Below are 12,437 nucleotides of genomic sequence, written 5' to 3'. Positions count from 1 at the left end.
TCGGCAGGCAGTTGCGGCACACGTCGCCACGCCCCTCGCGGCGCGCCTTGCCACGCACCTCGCCGCCGCCTCGGCACGGCCCACCGGCCTCCGGCCGGCCTTCCCGCTCACTCCGTGCGCCGCGCGAGCCGCTCGACGCGGCCATGCGGCCGCCGGGCCGCGGCCCGCCCCGCTCCGCCGACTCCCCGGACTCCCCCGTACGAATGCGCTGCGGTCCGCGCACACCCCACCACGAAACGGAGCACCACCATGCCCTTCACTCCCGCTCTCGACTTCGCGTTCGAGATCCGCGCCCACGTCACCACCACGCTCCACATCGGCCACGGCGAAGGGGAGGTCACCGAATTCACCCCCATCGTCGGCGGCACGGTGGAAGGCCCCCGGCTGCGCGGCAAGGTGCTGGCGGGCGGGGGCGACTGGAGCAGCACCCGGGGCGAGGTGTGCGAGCTCGACGCGCGCTACCTCATCCAGGCCGAGGACGGCGCCGTGATCGACATCGTCAACCGCGGCTTCTACCGCCCCTCACCCGACAGCCCCGACCAGTACGACGGCGACCTGAAGGTCTCGGAAGCCGGGCACTACTACCGGACCTCGCCGGCCTTCCGGACGGACGCGCCCGCCCATCGATGGCTCACGGGGACGGTCTTCGTCGGCCTCGCCCGGCCGGAGGGGGATGACGTCGTCGCCATTCGTATGTACGCGGTGCGGTAGGGCGCCCCAGCGCCGGGCGGGAGTCGACGTCACGACAGGGATCGCCACGCGCGGTTGAGGGCGCTGCGGAACTGGTCGACCTCCTCGGCGCCGAGATCGCCGACCATCCGCTCTTCGAGCCTCCTGGCCGGTTCGGCGTACTCGGCCAGCAGCCGGCGGCCCGCCTCGGTGAGCAGGATGAGCCTCTCGCGCCGGTTACGGGGGTTGGGCTCGCGACTGATCAGCCCGCGCTTCTCCAGGGTGCGGACCATGTCGGCCATCGACTGGGCCGTGACGAAGGAGTCGCGGGCCAGCTGCGCGGCCGACACCCCGTCGTGCCGTTCGAGCACGGTGAGGGCGGTGTACTGCAGCGCCGTGATGCCAGCGGGCTTGAGCAGCTCGTCGAGGCGGGCGCGTACCACCAGCTCGGTCCGTTTGACCAGATAGAGCAGGGAGGGGCTCATTCCTCCCCTCCCGCCGCCACGAACCGCACGGATGACGCCATGCCATTGCCTCCACCGGATGTCGCCAGGACTCGACGGCGTCAGCCTAGGCCATTGACAGGAATCCTGAGAATCCACCACACTCGCCACCGCAGGCCATCGACAGGATTCCTGTCAATGGAGAGGCGGGCGGCCCGATCGCCCACCGGCACGTCATGCCCACCCACGAGAGAGGCGCGAGATGGATCTGTACGGGAAGGTGGCCGTCGTCACCGGAAGCGGGCGCGGACTGGGGCTCGGATACGCCCGGGCGCTCGCCGCGGCCGGAGCCGCCGTCGTCGTCAACGACGTCGACGCGGAAGCGGTCGACGCCGCCGTCGCCGCGATCACCTCCACGGGCGGCAGGGCGGCCGGTCTCGTCGCCGCCGTCGGCGACACCGAGGCGGCCGAGCGGCTGGTCGACACGGCGGTCCGGGAGTTCGGACGCATCGACGTGCTGGTCACCAACGCGGGCATCCTGCGCGACCGCGTGCTGTGGAAGATGACCGACGACGACTTCGACGACGTCGTCCGGGTCCATCTGCGCGGCACCTTCACCTGCGCCCGTGCGGCAGCCGTCCGCATGCGGGAGCAGGCGACCGGGGGCCGCCTCATCCTGATCTCCTCGCCGGCCGGCCAGCGGGGAAACTTCGGCCAGACCAACTACGCCGCCGCGAAGGCCGGGATCGTCGCGATGGCGCGGACCTGGGCGATGGAGCTGGCCAGGGCCGGCATCACCGTCAACGCCGTCGTTCCCGTCGCGGCCACCGAGATGACCAGGACCATCCCCGCCTTCGCGCCGGTCATCGAGGAGGCCGAGCGCACCGGGAACCCGCTGCCCGACTGGCTGCGCAAGGACGAAGGCCTCGGGACGGTCGACGATGTCGCCGGCCTGATCACCTTCCTCGCCTCGGACTCCGCCAAGGACGTCACCGGGCAGGCCATCGGTGTCGGCGGCGACCGGCTCGCGCTGTGGGCGCACCCGCGGGAGAAGGCGGTCGCCTTCGCCGACGGCGGCTGGAGCGCCGACGCGATCGCCCAGGAGTGGTACGGAGGTGTCGGCGCCGAACCCGAGACGTACGGCATCCCGGCTCCGAAGGCTCCGGCGACACCAGAGACGCCGGAGACGCCGGAGACGCCGGAGACGCCGGAGACGCCGGAGACGCCGGAGACGCCGAAGGCTCCGGGGGCCTGAGATGAGCGACCTCGCGCTCGACCTCTCCCGGCTGACCGCCATCGACATGCACACCCATGCCGAAGTGTCCCGGGACGGCCACGGCGCGCTGAGCCCGGAGCTGTTCAGCGCCTCGGAGACGTACTTCAAGGCCCATGGGCACCGGCAGCCGACCATCGAGGAGATGGCGGCGTACTACCGGCAGCGCACCATGGCCGCCGTCGTCTTCACCGTCGACGCCGAGCACGCCACCGGGCACCCGCGCATCGCCAACGAGGAGATCGCCGAAAGCTGCGCCGCCCACCCCGACGTGCTCATCCCCTTCGCCAGCGTCGACCCGCACAAGGGCCGGGCCGGGGTCCGCGAAGCCCGCCGCCTGGTGGAGGAGTACGGCGTACGCGGCTTCAAGTTCCACCCCAGCATCCAGGCCTTCTCCCCCGACGACCGTCTCGCCTACCCGCTCTACGAAGCCATCGAGGAGCTCGGCGTACCGGCCCTCTTCCACACCGGTCAGACCGGCATCGGCGCCGGTGTCCCCGGGGGCGGCGGCATCCGGCTGAAGTACTCCAACCCCATGCTGGTCGACGACGTCGCCGTGGACTTCCCGCAGCTCCGGATCATCCTGGCCCACCCGTCGTTCCCCTGGCAGGACGAGGCGCTGGCGGTGGCCACGCACAAGCCGCACGTGTACATCGACCTGTCCGGCTGGTCGCCGAAGTACTTCCCGCCGCAGCTGGTGCGCTACGCCAACACCCTGCTCAAGGAGAAGGTCCTCTTCGGCTCCGACTACCCCGTCATCACACCCGACCGGTGGCTGGCCGACTTCGACGCGCTCGACATCAAACCCGAGGTGCGGCCGAAGATCCTCAAGGACAACGCGGCCCGCCTGCTCGGCCTGATCGAGGACTGAGAGGGATCGCCGTGTTGAACCAAGGCATCGGCTCCTGGCCGGCGCGCCGGGCCCGGAAGACCCCCGACCGGATCGCCGTCGTCCACGAGGAGCGGGAGTGGACGTACGGAGAGCTGTACGCACGCGTCCTGCGCCTGGCCCACGCGCTGCGCGCGCTGGGCGTGGAACGGGGGGACCGCGTCGCCTACCTGGGCCCCAACCACCCGGCCTTCCTGGAGACACTGTTCGCCTCCGGCGCCCTCGGCGCCGTGTTCGTCCCGCTCAACACCCGTCTGACGGCAGGGGAGCTGGCCTACAACCTCACCGACTCGGGCAGCACCGTGCTGGTCCACGCCCCGGAGCTGGACGGACCGGCGGGCGCGGCGGCCGCCGAGGCGGGGGTACGTCACCGGATCACGGTCGGCGAGGGGGACGCCGGCACCCTCGGCTACGAGGGTCTGATCGCCGGCGGCGGTACGGAGCCGCTGGACGAGGCCGTGACCGCGAGCGACCCCTGCATGATCATGTACACCTCCGGGACCACGGGCCGGCCCAAGGGCGCCGTGCTCTCCCACGCCAACATCGTCTGGAACAGCCTCAACGTCCTCGTCGACACCGACCTGGCCGGGGACGAGGTCACCCTGGTCGTGGCCCCGCTGTTCCACACCGCCGGGCTCAACATGACCTGCCTGCCCACCCTCCTCAAGGGCGGGCGCGTGGTGCTCCTGAGCGCGTTCGACCCGGACCGCGTCCTGGAGACCGTGGAACGGCGGCGGGTGACGTACATGTTCGGCGTGCCGACGATGTACGACGCCATGGCGGCCCGGCCCCGCTGGGCGGACGCGGACCTGTCCAGCCTGCGTACGCTCAACTGCGGCGGCGCGCCGGTCCCGGCCCGCACCATCGCCACCTACCTCGCCCGCGGCCTGGCCTTCAGCCAGGGGTACGGCATGACCGAGGCCTCCCCCGGCATCCTCTACCTGGATCGGGAGCAGGCCTCCGCCAAGGCGGGTTCCGCCGGCGTGCCGCACTTCTTCACCGACACGCGCGTGGTCCTTCCCGACGGCCGCGAGGCCGCGCCCGGACAGCGCGGCGAGATCCTCGTCAGCGGGCCGAACGTCATGACGGGCTACTGGCGCCGACCGGAGGACACCGCGGCCGCGTTCACCGACGACGGCTGGCTGCGCACGGGCGACGTCGTCCGGACGGACGGCGACGGGTACGCCTACGTCGTCGACCGGGTCAAGGACATGTTCGTCTCGGGCGGGGAGAACGTGTACCCGGCCGAGGTCGAGGACGCGATCCTGAGTCACCCCGCCGTCGGGGAGTGCGCGGTCATCGGCGTGCCCGACCCGGTCTGGGGCGAGGTCGGTCACGCCGTCGTCGTCCTCGCGCCGGGGGCACACGCCTCCGAGCGGGACGTCCTCGACCACCTCCGGGGCAGGCTCGCCAAGTACAAGATCCCGAAGTCGCTCGCCTTCACCGGCGCCCTCCCCCGTACCGCCTCAGGAAAGATCGTCAAACCCGCCCTACGCTCCGCGGCCACCGGCCGTCCCGCCCTCCCGTAGTAAGGAATCCCCATGCCCACGACAGCGAACGGCCTCGACGAGCTCAAGGCCCTCGGCGGCGCCGACCTCGGCCGCACGGACTGGCGCGAGATCACCCAGCAGCGGGTGAACACCTTCGCCGACGCCACGGACGACCACCAGTGGATCCACACGGACCCGGAGAAGGCCAAGGAGGGCCCCTTCGGCGGCCCCATCGCCCACGGCTACCTGACCCTGTCCCTGATCATCCCGCTCTTCGGCGAGCTGCTGGAGATCACCGGCATCTCCATGAGCGTCAACTACGGCCTGGAGAAGGTCCGTTTCCCGAGCCCCGTACCGGTCGGCGCGAAGCTCCGCCTGCACGGGGTGGTCGACTCCGTGGAGGAGGTCAAGGGCAACGGCGTCCAGATGGAGCTGACCTTCACCGTGGAGGTGGAAGGCAGCCCCAAGCCGGCCTGCGTGGCGAAGGCGGTCTACCGCCACTACGCCTGACGGGCGCCGACGTCGGCGTCCGCGTCCGCGCGGGCGTCGGCATCCGGGCGGGCCTCGGCGCCGGCATCCGGGCGGGCCTCGGCGTCGGCGTCCGGGCGGACCTCGGCGTCTGCGTCCCCCTCGGCATCGGCCTTCACGTCGGCATCCGGCTTCGCCCGGGTGAGCGACGTGATGACAGGTGCCAGGGAGGGTCCGAGGAGGAGGGCGACGGCCATCGCGCCGAGCGTGATGCCCCAGGCCACGGGGCCGAGCGGGGTGCAGCCGAAGAACTGGCTGACGCCGGGCGTCTGGATGATGGCGACGAGGACGGCCGCGGAGCCCAGTCCCGCGATCAGGACGTTGCGGTCGAGGCCGCCGGCGGTCAGCGTCTGGGCGAGCTGGGTGCCGACGACGGCGGCGAGGGCGACCGTGCCGGCCCGGCGTCCGCGACCGGTCAGCCGGGCGGCGGCCCAGGCCAGGGTGGCGCCCAGCGCGGTGATGAGGCCGCGCAGCAACATCTCGTCGGTGAGGGCGGTGCCCAGGGAGCGGTGCGGGCCTTCCTGGAGGAGGCGTTCGCCCGTCTGACTGGAGGGTTCGCGGATGGCGATGGCCAGGGACGGGGCGAGGTCGGTGAGGAGGTTGACGAGCATGATCTGGCGGGCGTTGAGGGGGGTGGTGCCGGTGATGCCGGAGGCCAGGACGCTGAAGGTGACCTCACCGAGGTTGCCGCCGATGAGGATGGCGAGCGCCGCGCGCACGGACGCCCACATGGCGCGGCCCTCCATGAGGGCGGAGACGATCGTCTCCAGCCGGTCGTCGGTGACGACGAGGTCGGCCGCGGCGGTGGCGGCGGGCGTGCCGCGGCGGCCGAGTGCGATGCCGACGTCGGCGAGCCGGATGGCGGGGGCGTCGTTGGCGCCGTCGCCGGTCATGGCGACGACCCGGCCGAGTCGCTGGTAGGCCTGGACGATACGGACCTTGTGGGCGGGGCTGCACCGGGCGATGACGTCGACGGTGGGCAGCAGCTCGTCCAGCGCGTCGTCGTCGAGCTGGTCGAGTTCCGGGCCCGTACAGACCTTGGGGTCTCTGACGTCGCTGATGGTGGAGGCGATGGCGTCGGCCGTGGCGGGGTGATCGCCGGTGAGCATGACGGTCTGCACCCCGGCCTCGTGGAGTTGGGCGGTGGCCGGGGCGGCGCTGGTACGCACCGGGTCGGCGAGCGCGATGAAGCCGAGGAACACCAGATTCTCCACGGCTTCGTCGATGAGCTCGTCGCCCGGTTCCATGCGCCGTTCGGCCACGGCCAGGATCCTCCGTCCGGCCGCCGCGAGCTCCTCGGCGGCCGTGGCGAGGGCCCGCCTGCCCGCGTCGTCGAGAGGCTCGGCGCCGTGCCGCTGCCGGCGCCGGGCGCATCGGCCGATGACGTTCTCCGGTGCCCCCTTGACGCTGAGCAGGACGCCGCCGGCGGTGTGGCCGACGGTCGCGTGGTAGGCGCGCGACGGTTCGAAGGGGAGGGCGTCCGTGCGGCGCCAGCGGGCCGCGCCGGTACGGGTGGTGACGTTCGCGTGGCGGGCGCCCTCGACGATCGCGTGGTCGGTCTGATGGGCCATCGGTTCGGCCTGGCGGGCGGGCGGCGTGGCGCGCAGCGCGGCTCCGAGGATGTCCTTGTGCCGCGCGTCGAGCCGGTCCAGGGGTACGGCGCCGTCGCCGTCGCTGACATCGGCGAGCCGCAGCGTGCCCTCGGTGAGGGTGCCGGTCTTGTCGAAACAGAGGACATCGGCGCGGCCGAGGGCCTCGATGGTGCGCGGGTTGCGGACGAGAGCGCCGATGTCCGCCAGACGGCGCGCGGCGGCCAGTTGGGCGGCGTTGACCAGGAAGGGCAGGCCCTCGGGGACGGACGCGACGGCCAGGTTGACGGCGGAGGCGAGGTTGTCGGTGAGGGGCCGGCCGTGGAGCAGGCCGGAGAGGGCCACGGCGGCGGCGGAGCCCAGGGCGATGGGCATGCTGGACCGGGTGAGCGAGGAGAGCCGGGCCTCCACGCCCGTCTCCGGCGCGGCCTGACGTGCGGTGGCCAGGCTGCGGCCGGCTTCCGTGGCCGCCCCGGTCGCCACGACGACGGCGACGGCGCGCCCGGAGGAGATCATGGTGCCCTCGTAGAGCATGGACCGGCGGCCGGGGATGTCCGGCGCGACCACGGGTGCCGGGTCCTTGCTGACGGCGAGGGATTCGCCGGTGAGGGAGGACTCGTCGACCTCGATGCCCTCGGTCTCCAGCAGACGGCAGTCCGCGGGCACGACGTCCTCGGGCCCGAGGATGACGATGTCGCCGGGAACCAGATCACCGGAGGTGACGAGCCGCTCGCGACCGTCGCGTCGCACGCGCGCCCCGATGGCCGACTGGGCGAAGAGCTCCTCCAGGGCCCGGTCGGTGCGGACCCGCTGGAAGCCGCCGACGAGGGCGGACATGCCGGTGATGGCGGCGACCAGACCCGCGTCCGTCCGGGATCCCACGGCCGCCGCCAGGGCGGCGCCGGCGGCGAGGATCGGGGTGAGCGGATTGGACAGTTCTTCGACGAAGGCGAAGGGCAGGGTGAGCTTCGTCGGCTTGCCGGCCTGCGCCTCCGCGGTGCGGTCGGCGGCTTCCTGGGCGGTGAGCCCCTCCGCCCGCGTCTCCAGTCGCCGCAGCACGCGGTCGGCCGGCATCAGGTGCCAGGGGACGCTGCTCACCGGTGGGGCGAGGGGACGGCTCAGGAGCTGCCGGGCGCGCCAGACGCCCAGGCAGAAGGCCACGGCGCCGGCGGTGTTGCTCACCGCGAGGACCCGGGCGGTCGCCCGCCAGGCCGGTGCCTGCGAGGCGGCGATGGCGCCGATGCCGCTGCCGCCGGCGGCCAGGTGGTGGCTGTCGCGGTCCACCACGGCGGCCGTACCGACCGCGTCGACGATCAGGCCCGCCGCCTCCAGGTCCGTCCCGACCAGGATGTGGGCTCCCCAGGGGGTGTACTCCTCCCGTCTGTGCACGCCGATCGCGCAGTCGGCCACGCCCAGCGCCTGGCGGTTGCCGGAGATCAGCAGGACGACGGCTCCCTCGGCCTGCAGAGCTCGTACCGAATCCGCCAGCCGGTCGCCGCCCGGCACCACCGCGTCGGCGTACGAGGGCTTCCTCACGTCCCGGTCGGCCGCCCGGTCGGACGCCCGCCCGGCCGTCCCGCCAGACGCCTTCCCCGACGCCTTCCCCGACGCCTCGCCCGACGCCTCGCCCGACGCCTCGCCTGACGTCTGATCGGACGCCTGGTCGGACGCCTGGTCGAACGCGGCCTGCTCGGACGCCACGACGACGCGCGCGCCGGCCCGTCGCGCGGCCGCGGCGACCGCTTCGGCGCCGGGGGCCGAGGGAGTGGCGAGGCCGGCCACGGCGTGGAGCCGGCGCCCGTGGGCGAGTCCCAGGATCTTCTCGCTCCCTCGCCGCCGCAGCCGTTTCGCGGCTTTGCGGCCGGCACGTTTCTCCAGATCGAGCTCGTCCAGGGGAGCCAGCGTCCACTTCTCGCCGCGCCTGACGGCCAGGGGCGCGTCGGCGTCGTAGAGCGCGAAAAGACGCTCGACCGTCTGCTCGGGATCGGCGTCCTTGAGCAGCTCCAGATCGACCGGCTCGTAGCGGTCGCCCCGCAGCGCCTTTTCCTCCAGGAGGATGGTGTCGACCTGGCCGAGGTGTCGTAGAGCGGTACGGTCCATGGTCACCGCGCCTCGCAGGGCGAGGTGGCGGCCGAGGCTGGCGGCGAAACCCTCGCGGCCCGCGGCGGGCGCCTTGGGTACGGAGGAGAGGGCGACGGCGATCGCCCGCCGGGGGCCGGCGAACGGCAGCACGGCCAGGGCCGCGGCCAGGCCTGCCGCCATGGACCTTTCCGTGTAGCGGTCGGTGTCGTCCTTGGGCGACGGGCCGGCCCGGCCGACGGTCACCGGGTCGGCGGCGGCTTCCTCCGGGCCGCGTACGAGCCGGGCCTCGCCCTCGCGCCACGCCGTACGTTCCGCGCCGGCCTCCCGCCACAGTGCGAGGCGCTGCAGCACATCGAGGGCGAGCCCTCCGCCGCCCGTGGTCACACCCTGGACCAGGGCGGCGACCACGGGAAGCACCGAGTCGTCCGGCTCGCCGCCGCTCAGGTCCTCGAGCAGATGCCGTAGCCGGGGGTGGCTGCGAAGCCCGTCGAGGACGCCGGCCAGTTCCGGCGGCAGCCCGAACCAGGGGGCCACCTTCCGAAGGGTGACGAGCGTGAGGCCGAGCGTGTCCGCCAGCAGCGCCGGCACCGCGGGGAACGGCGGGCCTTCGGCAGGGTGATGCGGTTCCGGATGCCATTCGTCGAACGCCTCGTCCTCCGCGGCGTGGTCGCCCTCGGCCTGCTCCACGAGCGCCACGAGCTCGCTCTCGGGTGGAGGGGGAGAGCCGACGGCGATGATCACCCGCTCCATGGGCGCGTTGACCCGCGCCCACCGCACGCCCGGATGTCGCTCCAGCGTCCGCTGCACGCGACGGGCCACGGCGGGGCCTTGGGGGCCCTGGACACCGGACAGCGCGATGTAGCAGCGCTCCGGACTCCACCACACCTCGCGGCGCGGCCCCTCCAGCAGCCCTTCGGCCATCCCCCACGCGGCGCGCGCCCCGGCGACCACGCGGGAGGAGACCTCCGAGACGAGGGAACCGAGCAAGGACGTCGTTCCTGTGTCCGAGGCGGGATCCGGTGGCATGAGCCGTGCCTCCCCGATCAGTGCGGCCGATGCGAACTCTGACGTAGTCCGCGAAGTGTGCGAAGTCTGCGGACTCCGCGGACTCCGAGGACTGCGTGACGAACTATTTCAGAAGCAGTCTGATCGAAACCCATGAAAACGGCGATACGGGATAGACCTACTGATAAGTGGACGAATCCTCTTGATCGGACAGGCGAGGCGATAGCCGTGACCTCCACGACCCGAACCCCCCATCAGCGGACGGTCACGTTGACCATCCCGTCAGCCGGCCAGGTGGCGAACGGTGCCCTGAACGCCGCCCTGCTCCCCGTCTCCGCCGCCCGGCGGGTCCTTCCCGCCAAACGAGGACTACCGCTGTACCTCGGGCTGGGCGTCCTGGGAGCCGCGGACGTCATCGAATGGCCGGTCGCCATCGGCCTCGGCGTCGGCTACGCCGCCCTGCGTCACAGCGGGGTCCTCACCGGCAAGCCGCAGCCCGACGGCGCCGCGCACCCGGGGACGATGCCGGCCGCGGAGAGCGAGGACGAGGAGACCGAGAAGGAGACGATGGAGACGATCACGGCGCGGGACATCATGACGCCCGACGCCACCTGCGTCCGCGCCAAGGAGACCATCCTGGACGCGGCCAGGAAGATGACCGAGCTCGGCGTCGGCGCCCTGCCCATCTGCGGCTCCGACGAGCGGCTCAAGGGCATGCTGACCGATCGCGACATCGTGGTGAAGGTCCTCGGCGCGGGGAAGGATCCCGCCCGGGTGAAGGCCGGCGACCTGGCCCAGGGCAAGGCCGTGACGATCGGCGCCGACGACGACGCGGGCGAGATCCTGCGCACCATGGCCGCGCACAAGATCCGGCGGCTGCCGGTGATCGACGGTCACACCCTGGTCGGGATCGTCGCCCTGGCCGACGTGGCCCGGGCCCTGCCCGACACGAGCGTGGGCGACCTCCTGGAGACCCTCTCGACGGACTGAGTACGGACCGATACGGACGGAGTACCGACCGAGTACGGACCGAGTCCGCACGGAGTACGGACCGAGTACGGATGGCCGAGGCCGATGAGGCGGCCCGTTGGCGGTACACCCGCGAGCGGGCCGCCTTCCGTGGTCGTCCCGCGCCACCGGCGTCGCCGCCCTACGGAAACATCACGATCCGGCCGAGACCTCACCCGCTCCTGACCGACCGCTTAGCATGATGCACCCCCGTCCACCAGGAGCGTCCATGCCGTCCACGCACCACGGTCCCGTCCCGGGCAGCGCCACAGACCCCTCCTCCGCCCAGCTCCTCGACCGCGCGTGCCGGCGGCTTCTCGGCCACGGCACGGATTTCACGGACGCCGTCCTGGCGAGAGTCCGCGCGGAGATCCCGTACTACGCCGATCCGGTGCTCGCACCGCCCGACGTGCGCGAGACCGTGGGAACAGGCGTCCGCCACGGGCTGGAGACCGGGGTGGATCCCGGCAGGATCGTGGACGTCGAGCGGTTCACCCGGGAGCTGGGCATACGGCGGGCGGAGCAGGGCCGCCCCCTCGACGAGGTGCTGCACGCCTTCCGTGTCGCCGGTTCCGAAGTCTGGAGCGGGATCATCGGCGTGGTGGAGCGGGACGGCCTGGGCGACATGCGCCGACTGGTGCACGTCGCCGAGCTGGTGTGGAAGAGCAACGACCGCGACGCCGTCCTCGTCGCCGACGCCTACCGGCAGGTCGTCGAGGGTGTGGCCGGCCGGCACGCCGAGCGTGTCCGCCTGATCCTCGCCGCGCTGCTGGAGACGCGCCCCGAACCGGAGTTCGCCCGGAACGCGGCCGGCGTCCTCGATCTGCCGCTCGCCGGACGGTTCGCGGTGGCGGTCGCGGAGGCGACACCGCCGTACGGTCGCGTGCCCCCGGCCACTCCGGAGATCAAGGGGATCCGTGTCCTGCGGCATGCCTGGGGCCGACGGGCCGTCTTCGTCGCCCACCTGGGCGACCGTCCCCTCGACGCGCTCGCCTCCGGACTCGTCGCCGGCCCCGGGCTCCGCATCGGGATCAGCCCGGTCGTCCCCGGCCTGGAGGGTCTGGCCCGCGCGCGGGACATGGCCGGACTCGCCCTGCGCACCTGCCGGGGCGACGGAGAGGTCGTCCGGCTCGACTCCCGTCTGCCCGACGGGCTGCTGGTCTCGCGGCCCGACCTGTCCACCGAACTCGTACAGCAGGTGCTACGGCCCCTGTACGAGCTGGAACCCGCCGACCGCGACCTGCTGTTCGACACCATAGGCGTCTGGATCGAGAGCGGTGGCTCCACCGTCGCGGCGGCCCGGCACATGTTCTGCCATCGCAACACCGTGCTCAACCGCCTGCGCCGTATCGAGCAGATCACCGGCCTCGCGCTCTCCCGCCCCCGCGACCTGGTGCAGCTCACCCTCGCGCTCGACGCGCACCGCCTGCTGGGACCGGCCGCGGCGACCGGCTGAACACT

The 12,437-nt window shown here is 72.8% G+C and carries 9 protein-coding genes; 7 read left to right on the top strand and 2 right to left on the bottom strand.

Annotation, left to right across the window (positions count from 1 at the left end; genetic code table 11):
* The first annotated feature begins 249 nt into the window (after positions 1-249).
* Complete coding sequence (locus tag ACF06X_RS31750; RefSeq protein ID WP_392290759.1) at positions 250-711, top strand: DUF3237 domain-containing protein; 462 nt, start codon at positions 250-252, stop codon at positions 709-711.
* Positions 712-740: 29 nt separating this feature from the next.
* Here the strand turns inward: ACF06X_RS31750 and ACF06X_RS31745 are convergent, their stop codons facing one another.
* Positions 741-1,154, bottom strand: a complete 414-nt coding sequence (locus ACF06X_RS31745; RefSeq protein ID WP_392290758.1) for a MarR family winged helix-turn-helix transcriptional regulator — start codon at positions 1,152-1,154, stop codon at positions 741-743.
* Positions 1,155-1,374: 220 nt separating this feature from the next.
* On the opposite strand from ACF06X_RS31745, the gene ACF06X_RS31740 reads away from it, so the two are divergent.
* The 4 genes from ACF06X_RS31740 to ACF06X_RS31725 are packed head-to-tail and all read left to right on the top strand — an operon-like array spanning position 1,375 to position 5,274.
* The gene (locus ACF06X_RS31740) at positions 1,375-2,367 is read left to right on the top strand and encodes an SDR family oxidoreductase (protein WP_392290757.1); all 993 of its coding nucleotides are present in this window, start codon (positions 1,375-1,377) and stop codon (positions 2,365-2,367) included.
* 1 nt (position 2,368) lies between these two features.
* Positions 2,369-3,256 (top strand): amidohydrolase family protein, encoded by an 888-nt coding sequence (locus ACF06X_RS31735; RefSeq protein ID WP_392290756.1) that lies wholly within the window; start codon positions 2,369-2,371, stop codon positions 3,254-3,256.
* A gap of 11 nt (positions 3,257-3,267) precedes the next feature.
* Positions 3,268-4,803 (top strand): long-chain fatty acid--CoA ligase, encoded by a 1,536-nt coding sequence (locus ACF06X_RS31730; protein ID WP_392290755.1) that lies wholly within the window; start codon positions 3,268-3,270, stop codon positions 4,801-4,803.
* 12 nt (positions 4,804-4,815) lie between these two features.
* Positions 4,816-5,274 (top strand): MaoC family dehydratase, encoded by a 459-nt coding sequence (locus ACF06X_RS31725; protein ID WP_392290754.1) that lies wholly within the window; start codon positions 4,816-4,818, stop codon positions 5,272-5,274.
* Here ACF06X_RS31725 and ACF06X_RS31720 read toward each other — a convergent pair.
* Positions 5,265-9,950, bottom strand: coding sequence for a cation-translocating P-type ATPase (locus tag ACF06X_RS31720; protein WP_392290753.1), 4,686 nt, complete (start codon positions 9,948-9,950; stop codon positions 5,265-5,267). The genes ACF06X_RS31725 and ACF06X_RS31720 overlap by 10 nt on opposite strands.
* A gap of 585 nt (positions 9,951-10,535) precedes the next feature.
* Here ACF06X_RS31720 and ACF06X_RS31715 point away from each other — a divergent pair.
* Together ACF06X_RS31715 and ACF06X_RS31710 are read left to right on the top strand one after the other, a co-directional pair.
* Positions 10,536-10,958 (top strand): CBS domain-containing protein, encoded by a 423-nt coding sequence (locus ACF06X_RS31715; RefSeq protein ID WP_392290800.1) that lies wholly within the window; start codon positions 10,536-10,538, stop codon positions 10,956-10,958.
* A gap of 247 nt (positions 10,959-11,205) precedes the next feature.
* Positions 11,206-12,432: a PucR family transcriptional regulator gene (locus ACF06X_RS31710; RefSeq protein WP_392290752.1), complete on the top strand. Its 1,227-nt coding sequence runs from the start codon at positions 11,206-11,208 to the stop codon at positions 12,430-12,432.
* Positions 12,433-12,437: the final 5 nt, after the last annotated feature.

This window comes from Streptomyces sp. NPDC015346 (assembly GCF_043078785.1).
GTDB lineage: Bacteria > Actinomycetota > Actinomycetes > Streptomycetales > Streptomycetaceae > Streptomyces.
The sequence above is the reverse complement of the archived record's forward strand: the minus strand, read 5'-3'. Positions and strand labels throughout refer to the sequence as shown.

Excerpts from the sequence above, each read along its gene's own strand:
- ACF06X_RS31710 (WP_392290752.1), top strand. The coding sequence starts at position 11,206 with ATGCCGTCCACGCACCACGGTCCCGTCCCGGGCAGCGCCACAGACCCC.
- ACF06X_RS31715 (WP_392290800.1), top strand. The coding sequence starts at position 10,536 with ATGGAGACGATCACGGCGCGGGACATCATGACGCCCGACGCCACCTGC.
- ACF06X_RS31725 (WP_392290754.1), top strand. The coding sequence starts at position 4,816 with ATGCCCACGACAGCGAACGGCCTCGACGAGCTCAAGGCCCTCGGCGGC.
- ACF06X_RS31735 (WP_392290756.1), top strand. The coding sequence starts at position 2,369 with ATGAGCGACCTCGCGCTCGACCTCTCCCGGCTGACCGCCATCGACATG.
- ACF06X_RS31750 (WP_392290759.1), top strand. The coding sequence starts at position 250 with ATGCCCTTCACTCCCGCTCTCGACTTCGCGTTCGAGATCCGCGCCCAC.
- ACF06X_RS31740 (WP_392290757.1), top strand. The coding sequence starts at position 1,375 with ATGGATCTGTACGGGAAGGTGGCCGTCGTCACCGGAAGCGGGCGCGGA.
- ACF06X_RS31745 (WP_392290758.1), bottom strand. The coding sequence starts at position 1,154 with ATGAGCCCCTCCCTGCTCTATCTGGTCAAACGGACCGAGCTGGTGGTA.